At 41.2% G+C, this 20,146-nt stretch carries 16 protein-coding genes; 10 read left to right on the top strand and 6 right to left on the bottom strand.

The genetic code is table 11. The features are described from left to right. The first annotated feature begins 70 nt into the window (after positions 1-70). The 3 genes from rpoC (at position 71) to KSO91_RS03250 (ending at position 6,322) form a co-directional block, all read left to right on the top strand. Entirely contained in the window at positions 71-4,291 is a 4,221-nt protein-coding gene (rpoC, locus tag KSO91_RS03260) for a DNA-directed RNA polymerase subunit beta' (RefSeq protein ID WP_238741293.1), read from the top strand. A 175-nt stretch (positions 4,292-4,466) separates the two neighbouring features. Further along, on the top strand, positions 4,467-4,856 hold the full coding sequence (locus KSO91_RS03255) for a RidA family protein (RefSeq protein ID WP_275113894.1): 390 nt from the start codon (positions 4,467-4,469) through the stop codon (positions 4,854-4,856). A gap of 182 nt (positions 4,857-5,038) precedes the next feature. Next, positions 5,039-6,322, top strand: a complete 1,284-nt coding sequence (locus KSO91_RS03250; RefSeq protein ID WP_238741291.1) for an L-cysteine desulfidase family protein — start codon at positions 5,039-5,041, stop codon at positions 6,320-6,322. A 297-nt stretch (positions 6,323-6,619) separates the two neighbouring features. On the opposite strand, the gene KSO91_RS03245 is transcribed toward KSO91_RS03250, so the two are convergent. Beyond that, positions 6,620-7,081, bottom strand: a complete 462-nt coding sequence (locus KSO91_RS03245; protein ID WP_238741288.1) for an Lrp/AsnC family transcriptional regulator — start codon at positions 7,079-7,081, stop codon at positions 6,620-6,622. A 179-nt stretch (positions 7,082-7,260) separates the two neighbouring features. Here KSO91_RS03245 and tusD point away from each other — a divergent pair, with 179 nt between their 5' ends. The 7 genes from tusD to tuf all read left to right on the top strand — a co-directional run bounded on the left by tusD (position 7,261) and on the right by tuf (position 12,915). Continuing rightward, entirely contained in the window at positions 7,261-7,662 is a 402-nt protein-coding gene (gene tusD / locus KSO91_RS03240; protein ID WP_238741286.1) for a sulfurtransferase complex subunit TusD, read from the top strand. Positions 7,663-7,671: 9 nt separating this feature from the next. Continuing rightward, positions 7,672-8,037 (top strand): sulfurtransferase complex subunit TusC, encoded by a 366-nt coding sequence (gene tusC, locus KSO91_RS03235; RefSeq protein ID WP_238741284.1) that lies wholly within the window; start codon positions 7,672-7,674, stop codon positions 8,035-8,037. Between the two features lie 2 nt (positions 8,038-8,039). Continuing rightward, on the top strand, positions 8,040-8,330 hold the full coding sequence (gene tusB, locus KSO91_RS03230) for a sulfurtransferase complex subunit TusB (RefSeq protein ID WP_238741282.1): 291 nt from the start codon (positions 8,040-8,042) through the stop codon (positions 8,328-8,330). Positions 8,331-8,559: 229 nt separating this feature from the next. After that, positions 8,560-8,934 carry a 30S ribosomal protein S12 gene (gene rpsL / locus KSO91_RS03225; RefSeq protein ID WP_238741280.1) on the top strand — a complete coding sequence of 125 codons (375 nt, stop codon included), beginning with the start codon at positions 8,560-8,562 and terminating at the stop codon, positions 8,932-8,934. A gap of 83 nt (positions 8,935-9,017) precedes the next feature. After that, complete coding sequence (rpsG, locus tag KSO91_RS03220) at positions 9,018-9,488, top strand: 30S ribosomal protein S7 (protein ID WP_238741278.1); 471 nt, start codon at positions 9,018-9,020, stop codon at positions 9,486-9,488. A gap of 74 nt (positions 9,489-9,562) precedes the next feature. Next, entirely contained in the window at positions 9,563-11,656 is a 2,094-nt protein-coding gene (gene fusA, locus KSO91_RS03215; protein ID WP_238741276.1) for an elongation factor G, read from the top strand. A gap of 74 nt (positions 11,657-11,730) precedes the next feature. After that, complete coding sequence (gene tuf / locus KSO91_RS03210) at positions 11,731-12,915, top strand: elongation factor Tu (protein WP_238741274.1); 1,185 nt, start codon at positions 11,731-11,733, stop codon at positions 12,913-12,915. A 484-nt stretch (positions 12,916-13,399) separates the two neighbouring features. Here tuf and KSO91_RS03205 read toward each other — a convergent pair whose 3' ends face one another. The 5 genes from KSO91_RS03205 to KSO91_RS03185 form a co-directional block, all read right to left on the bottom strand. Beyond that, the gene (locus KSO91_RS03205) at positions 13,400-14,020 is read right to left on the bottom strand and encodes a tetratricopeptide repeat protein (RefSeq protein ID WP_238741272.1); all 621 of its coding nucleotides are present in this window, start codon (positions 14,018-14,020) and stop codon (positions 13,400-13,402) included. Positions 14,021-14,163: 143 nt separating this feature from the next. Then, complete coding sequence (locus KSO91_RS03200) at positions 14,164-14,928, bottom strand: phosphoadenylyl-sulfate reductase (RefSeq protein WP_238741270.1); 765 nt, start codon at positions 14,926-14,928, stop codon at positions 14,164-14,166. Beyond that, positions 14,918-16,609, bottom strand: a complete 1,692-nt coding sequence (gene cysI / locus KSO91_RS03195) for an assimilatory sulfite reductase (NADPH) hemoprotein subunit (RefSeq protein WP_238741267.1) — start codon at positions 16,607-16,609, stop codon at positions 14,918-14,920. Before cysI ends, KSO91_RS03200 begins: the two co-directional genes overlap by 11 nt. Further along, a complete protein-coding gene (locus KSO91_RS03190) occupies positions 16,609-18,402 on the bottom strand; it encodes an assimilatory sulfite reductase (NADPH) flavoprotein subunit (RefSeq protein WP_238741265.1) in 1,794 nt (597 codons plus the stop codon). Before KSO91_RS03190 ends, cysI begins: the two co-directional genes overlap by 1 nt. A 515-nt stretch (positions 18,403-18,917) precedes the next feature. Continuing rightward, complete coding sequence (locus KSO91_RS03185; protein WP_238741263.1) at positions 18,918-19,553, bottom strand: alternative oxidase; 636 nt, start codon at positions 19,551-19,553, stop codon at positions 18,918-18,920. Positions 19,554-20,146 lie beyond the last annotated feature (593 nt).

Here is a 20,146-nt window from a genome sequence, read left to right as displayed (position 1 = left end):
AAGCTGTAGTCTAAATATGTGGCGTCTTGTTACCTGAGGCGCCTAGTTTCAACTCCTATGGGAGAGTAGCGTGAAAGACTTACTAAAGTTTTTAAAGCAACAAAATAAAACCAAAGAATTTGATGGTATTAAAATTGGTTTAGCATCACCTGAAATGGTCCGTTCATGGTCATTCGGTGAAGTTAAAAAACCGGAAACAATTAACTACCGTACGTTTAAACCTGAGCGTGAAGGTCTATTTTGTGCGCGTATCTTTGGTCCAATTAAAGATTACGAGTGCTTATGTGGCAAATACAAACGCCTTAAGCATCGTGGTGTTATTTGTGAAAAATGTGGTGTTGAGGTTACTCAATCGAAAGTTCGTCGTGATCGTATGGGTCATATCGAATTAGCATCACCTGTTGCGCATATTTGGTTCTTAAAATCACTTCCGTCTCGTATCGGTCTAATGTTGGATATGACGCTACGTGATATTGAACGTATTCTCTATTTTGAATCTTTCGTGGTTGTAGAACCCGGCATGACAGATCTTGAGCGTCGTCAAATTCTTCTTGAGGAAGAATATTTAGACATGCTTGAACAGTGGGGCGATGAGTTCGAAGCTGTAATGGGCGCAGAAGCTATTTTTTCTTTATTGAAACAGCTTGACCTTGAACACGAAATTGCGGTGATGCGTGAAGAATTAGGTACAACTAATTCTGAAACCAAACGTAAAAAATTGACTAAACGTCTGAAATTGGTTGAGTCTTTTCACCAATCTTCAAACAAACCAGAATGGATGATTCTGACTGTATTGCCAGTACTTCCACCTGATTTGCGTCCGCTAGTACCACTCGATGGCGGTCGTTTTGCGACTTCTGATCTAAATGACTTATACCGTCGTGTTATTAACCGTAATAACCGTCTGAAACGTCTATTAGATTTGGCTGCGCCGGATATTATCGTACGTAATGAAAAACGTATGTTGCAAGAATCTGTAGATGCATTGTTAGATAATGGCCGTCGTGGACGCGCTATTACTGGTTCTAACAAACGTCCTCTAAAATCGCTTGCTGATATGATTAAAGGTAAACAAGGTCGTTTCCGTCAGAATCTACTCGGTAAACGTGTCGATTATTCTGGTCGTTCTGTAATCACTGTTGGTCCATCACTGCGTTTACACCAGTGTGGTCTACCTAAGAAAATGGCACTTGAGTTATTCAAACCATTTGTTTACGGAAAACTAGAAGCACTCGGTCTGGCTACTACTATCAAAGCAGCTAAAAAACTAGTTGATCGTGAAGGTGGTGAAGTTTGGGATATCCTCGAAGGGGTTATCCGTGAACATCCAGTACTACTTAACCGTGCGCCAACACTGCATAGATTGGGTATCCAAGCATTCGAACCTGTACTCATTGAAGGTAAAGCTATCCAGCTTCACCCGCTAGTATGTGCGGCATACAATGCCGATTTCGATGGTGACCAAATGGCGGTACACGTACCGTTAACAATTGAAGCACAGCTTGAAGCGCGTACTTTGATGATGTCTACGAATAATATTCTGTCACCAGCAAATGGTGAGCCGATTATCGTACCTTCTCAAGATGTCGTACTTGGTCTTTATTATATGACTCGCTCTAGGATCAATGCTAAAGGCGAAGGCATGTGGTTCCAAAGTGCGAAGGAAGCTGAAAAAGCTTACCGTGCAGGTGCTGTAGCGCTACAAGCTATTGTTAAAGTGCGTATGACACAAGTGCATATTGCCGAAGACAAATCTCGCAGTGAAACAACTGAAATCGTTGAAACGACTGTAGGTCGCGCAATACTGTCATTGATTATGCCTGTTGGTCTGCCATTCTCTCATGTTGATCTGAACATGGGTAAGAAAGCAATCTCAACGGTGTTGAATGCTTGTTACCGTCTATTGGGTATTAAAGATACCGTTATTTTCGCTGACCAACTAATGTATACCGGTTTTGAATATGCAACATTATCAGGTGCCTCAGTAGGTATCAACGATATGGTTATTCCTGATGCGAAGAAACGTTTAGTTGAAGATGCGGAAGAGCAAGTTCTTGAAATCCAAGAACAGTTCCAGGCCGGTTTAGTAACTGCTGGTGAGCGTTACAATAAAGTAATCGATATCTGGGCAAGTACCAACGATCAAGTTGCGAAAGCGATGATGGAAAACCTTTCTAAAGAGACCGTGCTTACTAGTAAAGGTGAGGAAGTTGAGCAGGACTCATTCAATAGCGTTTATATGATGGCCGATTCGGGCGCACGTGGTAGTGCTGCTCAGATTCGTCAGCTAGCGGGTATGCGTGGTTTGATGGCTAAACCAGATGGTTCTATCATTGAAACGCCTATCACAGCGAACTTCCGTGAAGGTCTAAACGTACTTCAGTACTTTATCTCTACGCATGGTGCGCGTAAAGGTCTGGCCGATACCGCACTTAAAACAGCAAACTCGGGTTACCTAACGCGTCGTCTAGTTGATATTGCACAAGATCTTGTTATCACTGAAGAAGATTGTGGTAGTGAAGATGGTCTACTGGTTAAACCGCTTATCCAAGGTGGCGATATCGTTGAACCACTTCGTGAGCGAGTGCTTGGCCGAGTTGTTGCACAAGATGTGATCCGACCTGGTACAGAAAACGAAATCTTATTTGCACGTAACACACTGCTTGATGAGAAACTTTGTGATCTTATTGAAGAAGCCTCGGTGGATCAAATTTGGGTGCGCAGTGTTATCACTTGTAAAACTGACTTTGGTGCCTGTGCGGCTTGTTACGGTCGTGATCTTGCGCGTGGTCATGTTGTTGGCCAAGGTGAAGCAATCGGTGTTATGGCGGCACAATCAATCGGTGAGCCAGGAACACAGTTAACAATGCGTACGTTCCACATCGGTGGTGCAGCATCTCGAGCGGCATCTGAAAATAATATTCACGTTAAAAACTCAGGTAAGATTAAGTTACACAATGCTAAATTTGTAATTAATTCTGACGACAAAGTAGTTGTTACCTCGCGTTCAACTGAGTTAACGATTATCGATGAGTTAGGTCGTACTAAAGAAAATCATAAACTGCCTTACGGTGCTGTACTTGAGAAACAAGATGGCGTAGCAATCACAGCGGGTGAGATAATTGCTAACTGGGACCCACATACACATCCAATCATTACGGAAGTGGAAGGTACGGTTGAGTTCTTAGACTTTATCGAAGGTGTTACGATCAATAAGCAAACTGATGAATTAACAGGTTTATCAAGTATTGTTATTATCGATCCAGGACATCGTCCGTCTGCGGGCAAAGAGATGCGTCCAATGGCTAAACTGGTTGATGCTAAAGGCAACGATCTGTTTATTCCTGGTACTAAAGTTGCGGCGCAATATGCATTACCTGCTAATGCAATCGTCAGTCTAGAAGATGGCGCGCAAGTACGAGTCGGTGATGCGGTTGCACGTATTCCGCAAGAAAGCTCGAAAACACGTGATATTACCGGTGGTCTACCACGCGTAGCCGACCTGTTTGAAGCGCGTACACCAAAAGATGCAGCTATCTTGGCAGAAGTTTCTGGTACGCTCGCATTTGGTAAAGAAACTAAAGGCAAACGTCGTCTTGTTATTACTCAGCCAAATGGTGATATCTATGAAGAGATGATTCCTAAATGGCGTCACTTAAACATCTTCGAAGGTGAGAAGATTGAAAAAGGTGAGGTTATTTCTGACGGTCCAGAATCGCCACATGATATTCTTCGTTTACGTGGTATTAGCCCAGTGGCTAACTACATCACTAACGAAGTACAAGAAGTTTACCGTCTACAAGGCGTAAAAATTAACGATAAACATATCGAAGTTATCGTTAACCAAATGCTACGTAAATGTATGATCACTCATGCTGGTGACTCAGACTTCTTGGCGGGTGAGCAAGCTGAAGTGGTACGTGTCATTATTGACAACCGTCGCTTAGAAGCTGAAGGCAAAGTGCCTGCTACATTCGATTATGTTTTACTGGGTATTACTAAAGCATCACTTGCAACTGAATCATTTATTTCAGCCGCATCTTTCCAAGAAACAACACGTGTTCTTACGGAAGCTGCTGTCGCCGGTAAATGTGATAAATTGCATGGCTTGAAAGAGAATGTAATCGTAGGTCGTTTGATTCCTGCGGGTACTGGTTTTGCTCATCACAGAGCACGTGCTGCAGCGAAAGCTAAAGCGCTTGAGCCGAAAGTTGAACAGCCAGTAGTTGATATCGATGCCGCTGAGCAAAACTTAGCGGACTTGCTAAACGCGGTTGATTTTGGTGATTAATCCTCACTAAATTGAGCTAATAAAAAAGGTGCTTCGGCACCTTTTTTTATGCCTGTAATTTAGCCATCAGTGATCGCCTGTTAACTGAAACCCGTTAGCTAGTAGCCCTTGTTTTTGTTCATCATCTAATCCAATATGAAGGAACAATAATTAATATCTTAAGGGTAATAGATAAATGACAATTAAAAAAATAATTAATACAGCTAATGCTCCTGCTGCAATTGGCCCCTATTCTCACGCAAATCAAGTGGGTAATATGCTGTTTACATCCGGACAAATCCCGCTTGTTCCTGAAACTATGGAAATTGTTGCGGGAGGCATCACTGAGCAGACAGAACAGTCAATGCAGAATTTAATGGCGGTATTAAAAGAAGCAAATGCTTCAGCTAAAACGGTCATCAAAACAACTTGTTTTCTGAGTGACATGAATAATTTCGCTGCATTTAATGCTGTGTATGCTAAATATTTTCCTGAAAATGCACCTGCACGGTCTTGTGTAGAAGTGGCTCGCTTACCAAAAGATGTTTTAGTTGAAGTAGAAGCCATTGCAATAAGCGAAGCGTAACGACTTGGAGTCGAAAGGTTATAGCTACGAAATTTGACAATCGTAGCAATAACGACACTTTTTATGGCTTTTAGTAGAAAATTATTCTTTTATATCTCTTTTTTTAGCAAATATAGCAAAAAACTGCTTCCTCAATGCCTGTATATTTACCTCATTCCCGTTGGACGATTTAAGGTACAAAGATGAAAATGCATTTATGGAGTGAATTTATCGCTGTTATTAAAAAAGAAGTGGTGCCAGCTTTAGGTTGTACTGAGCCCATTTCTGTTGCTTTAGCGGCTGCGATAGCGGCACAAAAACTGTCGGGAAAAGTGCAAAAAATAGCGGTTTGTGTTTCTCCTAATCTAATGAAAAATGGGATGGGCGTCGGTGTACCCGGTACCGGTATGGTGGGGCTACCAATTGCAGCTGCCGTGGGGGCAATTGCAGGTGATCCAACCGCGGGGCTTGAGGTACTTAAAAGAATTACCCCAAAAGATGTGATACAAGCAAAAGCACTGCTTAACTGTGATTCTGTTTCCGTCAATGTTGCTGATGTTAGTTATACCCTTTATGCCAAAGTAACTGTAAGCAGTGGCATTGATTTTATAACCGTTACGATTGCAGATTCCCATACTCAAGTACTATCCATTGAAGAAAATGGAGTCTCGACTTATATCGCTCCTCAGTTTTGTTCGAAGAAACCTCAGTCTTACGATCCGTTTAAAGATATTGTTGTAAAAGACCTCTATGATTTTGCCGTGAATATTCCAATCTCATATATTTCCTTTATAGAACAAGCGCAAACGCTAAATGAAGCTCTTTCTATTGAGGGATTAACTGAGAATTATGGTTTGCAAGTTGGGATGACTTTTCAGCGCAATATAGAACGTGGCTTATTATCTCACGGATTATTAACTGATGTCATTATGCATACTTCAGCGGCTGCAGATGCGCGTATGGACGGAGCAATGAAAACTGCGATGAGTAACTCTGGCTCTGGCAACCAGGGAATTACCGCTACTGTGCCGGTTGTTGTCGCTGCGGCCTACTTAGGTGTAGGTAAAGATAAAACTCTACGTGCACTTGTTTTTTCTCACTTGGTAGCTATTTATATTAAAAGTCAGCAGCATAAACTGTCGGCGCTTTGTGGGGCAAGTACCGCAGCTATGGGGGCTGCTGCTGCGATAACTTTCCTGCTTGGAGGTAATTACCAACAGATAAGTCATTCGTTAAGTAGCATGATTGCTGACATTGCTGGGATTATTTGTGATGGTGCAAAGCCAAGCTGTGCGCTGAAAGTCTCATCGGCAGCGGGTGCTGCCGTCAAAGCGGCATTGCTGGCATTAGATGGTATGCATGCTTCCGGTGACGATGGCATTGTGACTAATGATGTTGATCAATCAATTCAAAATTTGTGTGCATTAGTAAATGGTTCCATGATGCAAACTGACGTACAAATTTTGGATATTATGATCAATAAGTAGGGCAATGTGATTATGAGATTCTACGATAATAATTTAATACATTACTGAAAAATACCAATACAGTCATTTTCAGTGTTATTGAGTTTAAATCAAAACACCATTTAATACACCACAGAGAACACAAATGTGCTGGGCACTGTACAGAGAGAGTTCAAATATAAGTGTTATCTTTTTTAATGGTGTTGTTGGATTTAAATCAAAATATAGTTTAATGCACCACATAGAAAAACTAATATAGTGATTTCTCTGTGAACTCTGTGTTCTCGGTGGTAGTGATATCTTTGGAAATATGTCGAATTAACTTATCGGAAGGGCGGTTGTATATTTGAGCGGCTCCATCGCAAAAGTTGAGGTTACATTGGAAATCCCGGGTACGCTGTTAACCAGTTTTTTATAAAAATGGTCAAAGTTTTTCATGTCTGCAACTTGAACCTTCATCATATAGTCATATTCACCTGCCATACGGTAAAACTCAATCACCTCCGGATATGCTCGGACTGTATCAACAAAGTGGCTATACCATTCGTGGGAATGATCGCTGGTTTTTAACAAGACAAATGCAGTAAATAGCAACCCAAGCTTTTCTGGATCTAGCAGTGCGACTCTTTTTTGAATAATACCTTCATCTTCAAGTCGTTTGATTCTCTTCCAGCAAGGGGTTGTGGTTAAGTTTACTATTTCCGCTAATTCATTTAGAGAAACAGTACTATCGTTTTGCAGTATTGAAAGTATAATTCGATCAGTTTTATCTAATTTCATTCTATATCAGCCGCTAATAAGAGAGCAATTTTCTCTCATGTAATTACAATATAGAAATATTAATGGAACTTCAGCTGAAAGGCTATTATGAAATGAGGGCTGAAGTTGTTTAGAGCTTCGCGAATGGATTCAAAGTTCGTTGCTAGTGACTCGTCGCTGTTATTATATGGAGTGCTTTAATGGACAACCAAAAGACTAAATTTTCAGTTGTTGTGACTGGTGCGCCTTATGGCTCGCAAAGCGCCAGTAGTGCTTATCAATTTTGTGCGGCCGCAACATTGGCAGGACATGAAATAGCGGGTGTTTTTTTTTATCAGGAAGGGGTGCTCAATGCAAGCCAGCTAGTCAGTCCCGCAACAGATGAGATCAATTTACCTGATTTATGGGCGACACTTGCTAAGCAGTATCAATTTCCCCTTGAGGTCTGTGTGTCTGCTGCGCTACGACGTGGGGTTGTCGACCAGCAAGAAGCAAAACAGTTATCTCTTGCGCAGTTTAATTTAAAATCACCCTTTGTATTAAGTGGCCTGGGGCAGCTTGCAGAGCTCAGCGCAAATTGTGATCGTTTAGTGCAGTTTTGATAGGTAGGCATGATGACTGAAAAAAAAATGGGTATTATAAATCGTTGTTTACCACATGGCAGCGCGCATGGACGAGAATCGTTAGATTTAACATTGGCTATGTCTGCATTTAATGAGTCTATTTCACTTTTTTTTATCGGTGATGGTGTTTATCAGTTACTCGCGGGGCATTCTCCGGCCGATATACTACAGAAGCATTATCAGCCCCTATTTAAGATGCTAGAATTATATGATATTGAGAATATCTATGTGTGCAGCGCTTCACTGCGACAAAGACGGTTGACGACTGAGATGTTAATCATCGAGGTGACTCCCCTTGCGCGTGAACAACTACAAGTCAAATTAGCTGAGCAACAGCAATTACTGAGTTTTTAAATATGTTACTTCATACGGTAAAAACATCACCTTTTCAGACACTTGCAATTTCCAATTGTCTTGACCTACTGGCGGATGGCGATACGTTGCTATTGATTGAGGATGCTGTCGTGGCTAGTCAGGCTGATCATCCGTTGTATGCGCAGCTTAAATTACTTGCTGATCAAGGTCGGCTAATGGTTTTAGATGCCGATCTCGAGGCGCGCGGTATTCAAAACAGGATCGGAACGCGCTGTAGTTACTTAGACTTTGTTGCATTAGTCATTAAACATCAAAGCCAACTTGCCTGGTGAGCAGAAATTCGCTAGCTATCTGCATTTGCTCATCAACTCTTAGTTTTTGCGCTGATAAGCCTGAACACTGTAAAGCTGATATAGCAGAAAGCGGCTAGCGGTTAACCAACAACCGCTCTTTAAACACGATTGCTTAATTATTGACTCCTTTTTCTAATCAGCGTAAACTCTCGCAACCCTTATTTTAAGGGCTGATTTTTCACACACACAATTTAGGAGCTATGTAATAATGGCAACGATTTCACAATTGGTACGTAAACCACGTAAGGACAAAGTTCAAAAAACTAGTGTTCCTGCGTTGGAAGCGTGCCCACAAAAACGTGGTGTATGTACTCGTGTATATACAACTACTCCAAAAAAACCAAACTCAGCAATGCGTAAAGTTGCTCGTGTTCGTCTAACTAACGGTTTCGAAGTAACTTCGTACATCGGTGGTGAAGGCCATAACTTGCAAGAGCATAGTGTAATCTTGATCCGCGGCGGTCGTGTAAAAGATTTACCGGGTGTTCGTTACCATACAGTTCGTGGTGCATTAGATACTTCAGGCGTAACAGCTCGTCGTAAAGGTCGTTCTAAGTACGGTGCTAAAAAGCCAAAGGCTTAGTATTTTCCGTAAGTAAGGCCAAACAAACACTATTTTAATTTAATATGTTTTGGGTAATATCCTGAAGCGCACGGAGAAATAAGATGCCTAGAAGACGCGTCATAGCCACTCGTAAAGTACTACCAGATCCTAAGTTCGGATCAGAAGTTTTAGCAAAATTCGTTAACGTTGTAATGGTTGACGGTAAAAAATCAGTTGCTGAAAAAATTGTTTATGTTGCATTAAAAACTGCCGCTGAAAAAAGCGACAAAGTTGCATTAGATCTTTTTGAAGTAGCTCTTGAAAATATACGTCCAAGCGTCGAAGTTAAATCTCGTCGTGTTGGTGGTTCAACTTACCAAGTACCAGTAGAAGTTCGTCCTTCTCGTCGTAATGCGTTAGCAATGCGTTGGTTAGTTGAAGCATCTCGTAAACGTGGTGAAAAATCAATGGCATTACGCCTAGCTGGTGAGCTAGTCGATGCATCAGATAATAAAGGTTCAGCGGTTAAGAAACGTGAAGACGTTCACCGCATGGCTGATGCTAACAAAGCATTCGCGCATTACCGTTGGTAAGAATCTAGTACAAATTATTGTTTGTGTTTTTTGTTTCAATATTAAAGCTTGGTTTTATTTAAAAGGACATCAAATTGTCACGTACAACACCCATTGAGCGCTATCGTAATATCGGTATTGTTGCTCATGTCGATGCGGGTAAAACAACAACGACAGAGCGTGTATTGTTCTACACCGGTCTATCTCACAAAATAGGTGAGGTACATAACGGTGCGGCAACAATGGACTGGATGGAGCAGGAGCAGGAGCGGGGTATTACTATCACCTCCGCGGCGACTACTACATTTTGGTCGGGCATGCAGGGGCAGTACGAACAGCACCGTATCAACATCATTGATACGCCGGGGCATGTTGACTTCACTATTGAAGTTGAACGCTCTCTGCGCGTACTAGATGGTGCGGTGGTCGTGTTCTGTGGTGCATCGGGCGTTGAACCGCAATCAGAAACTGTTTGGCGTCAAGCCAATAAATACCATGTGCCGCGTTTAGTCTTTGTTAATAAGATGGACCGTACAGGTGCAGATTTCGAAGCTGTGGTCACGCAGATCCAAACTCGTTTAGGCGCTATTTGTGTTCCCATTCATTTGAATATAGGAACTGAAGAAGAGTTTAAAGGAGTGATCGACCTGATAAAAATGAAGGCGATTCATTGGACTGATGCGGATCAAGGCATGACGTTTGAGTATTATGATATTCCAGTTGACTTACAAGCACGTGCGGCACAACTGCATGAAGAGCTTGTAGATGCGGCAGCGGAAGCAAACGATGAACTGATGGAAAAATACCTCGATGAAGGTGAGCTTTCTATTGATGAGATCAAAGCGGGTTTACGTATTCGTACGTTAAACAATGAAATCGTTTTAGCGACCTGTGGTAGCGCCTTTAAAAATAAAGGCGTGCAAGCGGTCTTGGACGCGGTCATTGACTTTCTGCCTTCTCCACAAGAAGTTGCTGCTATTAAAGGCATCAATGAAAAAGAAGAAGAGATTGATTGTCCGGCTACTGATGACGCTCCCTTTGCTGCACTCGCGTTTAAAATAGCAACGGACCCCTTTGTGGGGACGTTAACGTTTATGCGCGTGTACTCGGGGGTGGTTAATTCAGGGGATCACTTTTATAACTCAGTGAAAATGAAGAAAGAACGTTTTGGCCGTATCGTTCAGATGCATGCCAATGACCGTAAAGAGATCAAAGAGGTGCGCGCTGGCGATATAGCTGCTGCAATCGGCCTTAAAGATGTCACTACGGGTGATACGCTTTGTTCTCCTGAACATATAGTGATTCTTGAGCGCATGGAGTTTCCTGAACCGGTGATTCAAATCGCAGTTGAGCCTAGAACAAAGGCTGATCAAGATAAATTGGTTATCGCGTTAGATAAACTTGCTGCTGAAGATCCTTCATTTCGTGTCGAAACAAATGAAGAGTCTGGGCAAATTTTGATTTCCGGTATGGGTGAATTACATCTAGATATTATCGTCGATCGCATGCGTCGTGAATTTGCTGTTAACTGTAATGTGGGTCATCCACAAGTTGCCTACCGAGAAACCATACGTAAAACGGTTTCTGTTGAAGGTAAATTTATTCGTCAGGGTGAAGGACCTAGCCATTATGGCCATGTCCATCTTAAACTTGAACCGCTTAAGGCGGGTTCTGGTTTTGAATTTGTTAACGCAATTGTCGGAGATAGTGTTCCCAAACAATTTATCTCTGCTGTTAGCAAAGGCTGTGAAGAACAGATGAACCAAGGTGTGCTTGCAGGATACCCGATGCTTGACATAAGAGTCACTTTATTTGATGGTTCATACCATGAAGTCGACTCAAGTGAAATGGCATTTAAAATCGCGGGGATGATGGGGTTCCGTGATGGGGCATTAAAAGCGAATGCAACTATACTTGAACCGCTGATGAAAGTTGAAGTGACAACGCCGGAAGATTGGATGGGATCTGTTATTGGTGATCTTAATAGTCGCCGTGGTACCATCGATGGTATGGGGGATGGCCCCGGTGGGGTTAAAATCCTGCATGCTAAAGTACCGCTTGCGGAAATGTTCGGTTATGCAACCGCATTACGCTCTGCGACACAAGGTCGCGCTTCATATTCTATGGAATTTTCCGAGTATGCTGATGCGCCTAAAAAAATAGCGAATGCTATTATTGAAGCGAAATAAAAAATAAATTAAACTATGACCTTTCCATGTGATGGCATGTGGAGAGGTATTAACTGATAAAGAAGGTACACACTGTGTCTAAAGCTAAATTTGAACGTAATAAACCACATGTAAACGTTGGAACAATCGGCCACGTCGATCATGGTAAAACAACTCTAACAGCGGCTATCTCTGCTGTACTATCTAAAGTACACGGCGGTGTTGTTAAAGATTTCGCATCTATCGATAACGCTCCTGAAGAGCGCGAACGTGGTATTACAATCAATACCTCTCACATCGAATACGATACAGAATCTCGTCACTACGCACACGTAGACTGTCCTGGACACGCCGATTATGTTAAAAACATGATCACGGGTGCTGCACAAATGGATGGTGGTATTTTAGTTGTTGCTGCAACTGATGGCCCTATGCCACAAACTCGTGAGCATATCCTACTTTCTCGTCAAGTTGGTGTTCCACATTTAGTTGTTTTCCTAAACAAATGTGACATGGTTGATGATGAAGAGCTTCTTGAGCTAGTAGAAATGGAAGTTCGTGAACTTCTTTCTGAATACGATTTCCCAGGTGATGATCTACCTGTTATCCAAGGTTCTGCTCTTAAAGCACTTGAAGGCGACCCAGTATGGGAAGCTAAAATCATGGAACTTGCTGATGCACTAGATACTTACATTCCGCTTCCAGAGCGTGATGTTGACAAACCATTTATCCTTCCAATTGAAGATGTATTCTCAATTGCGGGTCGTGGTACAGTTGTTACTGGTCGTGTTGAGCGCGGTATCATCAAAGTTGGTGAAGAAGTTGAAATCGTTGGCCTTCGTCCAACAGTTAAAACTACTTGTACTGGTGTTGAGATGTTCCGTAAATTGCTTGACGAAGGTCGTGCTGGTGAAAACGTGGGTGTTCTTCTACGTGGTACTAAGCGTGATGACGTTGAACGTGGTCAAGTTCTTGCTAAACCAGGATCAATCACTCCTCATACTAAATTTGAGTCTGAAGTGTACATCCTAAGCAAAGATGAAGGCGGACGTCATACTCCTTTCTTCAAAGGTTACCGTCCACAGTTCTATTTCCGTACAACTGACATCACTGGTGCTGTTGAGCTTCCTGAAGGTGTTGAAATGGTAATGCCTGGTGATAACCTTAAGTTCATCGTTGAACTAATTGGTCCAATCGCAATGGATGAAGGTCTACGTTTCGCTATCCGCGAAGGTGGCCGTACTGTTGGTGCTGGTGTTGTTTCTACAATCATCGAGTAATAATTACTCTTTAAATTGATAGATTGAACAATACAAAAAAGAGAGCTTAGGCTCTCTTTTTTTATGACTGCAGAAAACGGATTATCCGTGAAAGTACGCTGCACCTGTAAAAGAATGTAGGTGTTAGCTTTACAATCATCGAGTCATAATTACTCTTTGATTTTAGAATTTTATTTTAGCGTATTGATATTACTGCTGAGAGTGATGCGTTTAGACAGGGGGGGATATTAAGAGCCGCAGTAGAGGTCGCTGTAACAGTAATTATTATAACATTGACATGGTTGTTCCAATAAAGGCTGTAAATGGCTGTAAAGTTCCTCACTTGCGTAGAAACATCATCAATTTTATATACGGACTGTGCAGGGGGGAATTGATTACTTTAGCTTCAGGACTGAATGAAGTGAGGTAGGGATAGGCTCCCATTGAAAATAGGTTAACAGCGCTATTTAGATTATTTCTAGCCAAATAGCACTGTGCAATAAAATTACATTACCTCTTTACGTGCACGTGTGACCACATTTTCGGGCATTTTTTCTGCGAGTTGAGAAAGTAGTCGTCGTGACTTTCGTTTAAGTTTTGCATTATCTATTATACTAAGAAATAATGCGCGGTAGGCATCTTCATAATCAACGGGACTACCATAACCATCAATTAACATGCGTACATAGTTAAATTGTGCATTCAAAAATCCTTGCAGTGCCGCTTCTCGGTAATAGATAATTGCGCGCTCTTTATTCGCTTCAACTAGAGTCCCTCTTTCATAGTAACGGCCTAATTGTTCAATAGCTGGCAATAAACCTTGCTTCGCAGATTGTTTGATATAGTACATGCCAAGTCTGGCATCACGTTCAACACAGACTCCCCAGGCAAGCATATCACCCCATAAATAGGTATATGCGGGTTCTTTTATTTTTAGCGCATGTGCTTTGATATCTTCGACTAATTGGCAATCATCTGCTTTCACTCGTTGTAGATGCTGATTAATGTTGACTAAGTGGTTGAGTTCATCCTGAGAATAAACTTGTATTACATCATATTGCGAATCGTATGCACTGGCGTATTGGGAAAATGTAAATATCAACAATAAAAAAAGCGACTGCTTCATAACCTTCATTCCTTGGGTTGGGATCTAGTTCTTTTTATTTCTATCGGCAAAGTCGCACAAATTTTAACCCCTATTATTTTTTATGTAAATAGAAAAGCCGCTGTCAACGGCGTTTTCAATCACGGCTTAGTAAATCTGAGAGGTTAAATACCACTGCCAAGATTTTCAGTTTGATCCTCATGTAAGCCACATTCGCGTTTTAAACCGAAGAAACGTGTTTCCTCTTCACTCATACCCGTTTCAAGGGGGCGGGATGTTTGCACGTCACCCACAGAAACATAACCTTGATCCCAAAGTGGATGGTATTTAAGGTTGTTATCTTTAAGGTAGTAATGAACGTCTTTATTACTCCAATCAATAATAGGTAGAAACTTAAAACAAGCATTTTGAATACTCAGTACAGGCAGATCTTCACGACTGGATGCCTGCGTTCGGCGCAAACCTGAGCACCAAGTTGCGGCATTCAATTCTTTCAGTGCGCGTTTCATCGGCTCAACTTTATTAATTAAATTGTAGCGAGTTAAACCATCAACACCTAGCTCCCACAACTTACCGTAGCGTGCTTCCTGCCATGCACTGCTCTGCTGTGCCCGATAAGTCTTCAAATTAAGATTTAACTTTTCAGTCAATTCATCGATAAACTGATAAGTTTCAGGAAATAGATATCCTGTATCAGTTAAAATAATCGGCGTGTCTGCTTTTATCTGTGTGATCAGATGTAAACAGACTGCGGCTTGAATTCCGAAACTTGAGGATAAAACAAATTCACCTTCAATATTTTCAAGCGCCCATTTCACTCGTTCTTTTGCTGTCATCTCGTTGAGCTGAAGATTAATATCGGCTAGCGATTCTTTCTGCTGTGCTTTATCTAAGTTTAATAGCGCTGCAATATGTAGTTTATTGGTCATGAAAATCCCTCGAAGCGATAATGACTTCTGCAATGATACCTGCTCGGATTGAAAAATCACCAAAACATTCACCCTGTTCTCGTTCACTTGCCCAGCGGCCTATAAGTTGATCTAAGGTTGTAATGATGGTTACTTCATCAATATTTTCTTTATACATTTTAGGTAAGCGAGTGCCGTTGGTATTGCCGCCTAAATAAAGGTTATAACGACCGGGTGCTTTGCCAACGAGGCCTATTTCAGCCAACATTGCACGAGCACAACCATTTGGACAGCCTGTTACTCGTAAAATAATTTTATCTTTTGCAATACCATGCTTTGTTAATAACGCTTCTACATCATCGGTTAAACCTGGCAGATAACGCTCAGCTTCCGCCATTGCTAATGGACAAGTCGGTAATGAAACACAGGCCATCGAGTATTTGCGTTGATCGGTGGTACTATCGTCAATCAACCCACATTCACGTGCTAATGCCTCTATGTTCTCTTTGTCAGATTCAGGAACACTAGCAATAACCAAGTTTTGATTAGCGGTCATACGGAAAGTACCCTGATGTACTTTCGCAATCTTAACTAAACCTGATTTTAGTGGTTTACCGATGAAATCAAGAATTCGGCCATTCTCAATAAAGACGGTTAAGTGCCATTTATCATCAATTCCTTTCACCCAACCAATGCGATCACCACGCTCAGTAAATTCGTAAGACCCCGGCGCGGCAAAGATCACACCTGAACGTTTTTCTACTTCGTTTTTAAACTTCTCAACACCGTGGGTTTCTATCGTGTATTTAGTTCGCGCATGAGCACGGCTAACGCGGCCACCGAGATCTCGTTGGGTGGTCACCACCGCTTCCGCAATCGCCATCACTTTATCGGCAGTAATAAAGCCAAAGTCATCGCCTAGCCGCGGGAAAGTGGTCTTATCGCCGTGGGTCATCCCTAAACCAGCGCCGACTACAACGTTATAACCAGTGATTTTATTGTCGACAATAATAGCGATAAAGTTAAGATCATTGGCATGAATATCAACGTCATTATAAGGGGGTAGTGCTACTGCAATTTTAAACTTACGCGGTAATAGTGTTTTACCGTAAATCGGTTCATCTTCAGTCTCTAATACTTTCTCACCATCTAGCCAGATCTCTGCATAGGCTTTACTTTTTGGTAGAAAGTGTTCGCTGAGTTTTTTGGAGAGTTCATATATTTCTGTGTGTAATTCAGATTGCTCCGGATTCGATGTACAAATTGTATTACGGTTAACATCGCCAGCTGTGAAAATTGAATCTATATCTGCTTTAAACTTAAGCTCCTGAAATACTGACTTAAGATTACGTTTGAAGATACCGTGGTATTGAAAAGTTTGACGCGTCGTAATGCGAATACTGCCCGCATCTGTTAACTCCGATGCGATACGATCAATTTCTAGCCATTGATGTGGTGTAACGATACCTCCGGGTAAACGTGCACGTAATAAAAAAGAGTATAACGGCTCTAATTTTTGCTTCTTACGCTCGGCACGGTAATCTCGATGATCTTGCTGATACAGACCGTGGAATTTAACTAACTGCACGTCATCAGGTGTGAATGAACCCGTTGTGTTGTCATTGAGCCCTTCAACTAATTTACCGCGAAGAAAGTTACTCTCAATTTTAATACGTTCATTATCGTGTAATTTCTGGCTCATTAGTAAACATCCCTCTGGTAGCGTTTTGTTTGTCTTAATTCGGTTAAGTATTGTTCTGCGTCTTTAGTGCTTAATTTACCTTGTTCACTGATAATCTCAATGAGTGCTGTTTGTACATCTTTTGCCATGCGGTTGGCATCACCACAGACATAAAAATGTGCGCCATCTTGTAACCATTGGTAAACGTCAGCGGCATTTTCTTTAAGACGATCTTGTACATAAATTTTTTCTGTTTGGTCGCGAGAGAAAGCCAAATCAAGTTTGCTTAACAAGCCTGATTTTAAGTGTGCTTGCCATTCAACTTGGTATAAAAAATCTTCATTAAAGGTTTGCTCACCAAAGAATAACCAATTTTTACCCATTGCATCGGTTGCTTCACGTTCCTGCATAAAAGCGCGGAATGGGGCGATACCTGTCCCAGGGCCGACCATGATAATAGGTGTTTCTGGGTTGGAAGGTAAGCGGAAGTTATGGTTATCTTCTATAAACACCTTTACTTCTTGATCTTCTGCTAAACGATGATTCAAAAAACCGGATGCCCCGCCAGAGCGTTGTTGACCTAGGGTATTATTAAATAACACGGAACCAATGGTTAAGTGAACTTCTTCATCGACTTCTGCTTGGCTTGATGCAATCGAGTATAAGCGAGGGCTGATCCGGCGTAGTAGTGAAAGGAAATTTTCCGCGGTCAGGTTTTCATTGCCAGTGTCACTGATGACATCAATAATTTGGTGATTATTGGCAAATTCACGTAGTGCATTTTTATCTTCTGTTAAGGTTAATAGTTCGCGGTTATTGGTGAGTGCCGCATAACCGGCAACAAATGCTGGGTGTGTACTGGTTAATTCGTAAAATTCAATCAGTGCATCAGCTAAAGAGATGGTTGTATCATCGATCTTAACTTCTGTTGCTGCATCAAGATTTAATTTAGCCGTGATTTCGGCCACCAATAGACTGTCATTTTTAAACCAAACACCTAATGCATCACCTGCTGTGTAGGTAAGATCAGAACCTTGTAAATCTATTTCAATATGGCGTACATCTTTTGCTGATTGTTCCCCCGTTATTTTTTGGCTAACTAACAGGTTCGCAGCGAAAGGGTTTTGTTTATCATATTTGTTGGTCGATATTGGCGCCATTGCTGAAGCCAAGGTTACGCTGGCAACGCCACCTTTTTCTAGTGTTTTTTCAACTGCAGTTAATACCGTTTCAATCCAAGTCGGTATGACCTGTTCATAATCAACATCGGCATCTAAACGTTCAACAATTTCAGTCGCGCACAATGCACTTATCCGTTGCGCAAAGTCTTTGCCTGTTTGGCAAAAAAACTCATAGCTTGAATCACCGAGCCCTAAAACAGCGAATTTAAGGTTGTCTAATTGCGGGGCTTTTTTAGTGGCTAAGAACTGATGTAGATCTATCGCATCATCCGGCGCTTCACCTTCACCATTAGTACTCGCAACGATAATAAGATGGCTTTCATCTTTAATGCTTTTAATCTTATAGTCAGCCATGGAAACAATACGGTTTGCGATACCTTTGCTGCTGGCTTGTTCTGCAATCTGCTCTGCAACACCTTTGGCGTTACCGGTTTGCGTCCCGTATAAAATAGTCAGGCTTTGGCCGCTGGCTGCTGTTGCTTGCGGCGTAATAGATTGTTGGCTTTGAGCGGCTAAATAACCGCTGACCCAAGCTGTTTGAACTGGGGTTAAACCTAGCATAGCCTGTTGCAGTTGCGAAAGTTGCAACTCAGACAAGGGTGAGGTTAAAGCCGAGAGATTGTTTAGTGCCATAACGCTATTTTCCACTATTACATAAAGATAATCATGATAGTACGCATTGTTGAGCTGACAATATAATAATAGAAATGAATCTTTTATAACAAAATGGAATTACAATTTGAGTTCTAAAAATCTTATTTTTACCAATACGTCGAGCAGTTATCTATTCTGCCACGCGAATACGGCTAGATATTTAAAGATCAAGAGGTTTTGACTGATGTTGGCGGCCGATAGAATACCTGACAATGGTTGTTATTTTCTCCTCTGTGGAGGCTATATAATATGCTTTGTGGTTACTCAGAATGCATTAAAGTGTATTTCTATGGGATTCAGTTAACTCCATAGATTTTTAATCCCAGTGCAGTGTCTCAAGTTGAAGTAAATTATTTGAATTTTAAATAGATAAAATTTAATGCCAAGGTCTATCATTTTTGAAAAAGTTTGAAGAGAAAAAGCGTCAGTTATTTTTGTAGGTTACTTGCTAACCTGCATACCTGACGCTTAGTTTCAGTTAACTCATACTGTTATTATTTTTGATGCTCCGGTAAGTCGCCAGATTCAAAAGAATCAGCAAACTGATGGTTACGATCACGATGAGCTGCTTCATCGTTGCGGATGCACAGTATTACATCCCTTAATTTTGCATCACTATCTAACTGATAGTAGCTAATTGCGATGCTTGGGGCGGCTGTGTTTTCTACCTCTCCCTGATCAATTTTATCTAAGTATTCGCTGTAACTCTTACAGGCTTCTTCTTCAAAATAACCGACGACTCGGTGTGCAGTTTTACTTGATATAATGTACAACAAGCTGTAAACCACTAAAAAAGCACCTTGACCTAATAATACCAGTATGCGTTCAATGCGGCTTGGTTTGGCGATATCTAAGAAAATCATCAAATGCATGCGTTCATTTTCTGCTTCGTCTAATAACTCCCGTATCCACCCTTGATCATCACGCATACGACGCAGTGCTTTTAGATGGTTGAGCATGCCTGCTACCATGCCCGGCACTGCTGCTATTGTTTCTAATATTACGGCGCGTTTTGCATATTTAGTACCGTAAAAGATATTGAGCATAAACTTTAAAATCTGAGTTATTTTATAAGCGATGTACTCAGAAGCTTTACTGGGTTTTTGATGGGATAATTTGAAATTTTCCATGGTGACCTCCAAGTTAAGATTATCAGTGAATAGTGTCTAAACTAGAGTGAAAATTGATCTAAGTCAATATTTGTTCGAGGGGGAAATCAAAGCTAATAGTAGATGTTAAATATATCAACTTACAATCAAAATTTAAATTTAACATTCTCATCAGTAAACAAAGGACCTGTAAATGAGTTTGTTATAATTAGATCATTGTTTGTAATGTCAATGTTAATGAGAGTGATCTTTTTAGCGGGGTTGATGTTGATGAAAATTTGTTGTGTCTAAGTGACAAGCGTTATTTGTTATTACAACAAGGGCTGCATCCGGTATGTGTCAGCTAAAGTTAAGGTTAAAGCAGAGGGGTTGTTTAGTGCCAAAATATTATTTCCCATTATCACATAAAGAGGAGGGAACAATCATAATACGCTTGTTTGAGTTGCTAATATAATAATAGGCATAATTTTTTATAACAAAGTGGAATTTAATGCTCACAAGTCTGCAGTTAGCAGGACTATTTGAAAGCCTTATTCTAACGGCTCTTGTGATGACTGAGTTTAAGGTAAATAACCTCGGTTCGGGATAAGCAAATCGATACAGCGCAGCTAATT

Source organism: Psychromonas antarctica (assembly GCF_022267535.1).
GTDB lineage: Bacteria > Pseudomonadota > Gammaproteobacteria > Enterobacterales > Psychromonadaceae > Psychromonas > Psychromonas antarctica.
This window is presented reverse-complemented; position numbering and strand designations above follow the sequence as displayed.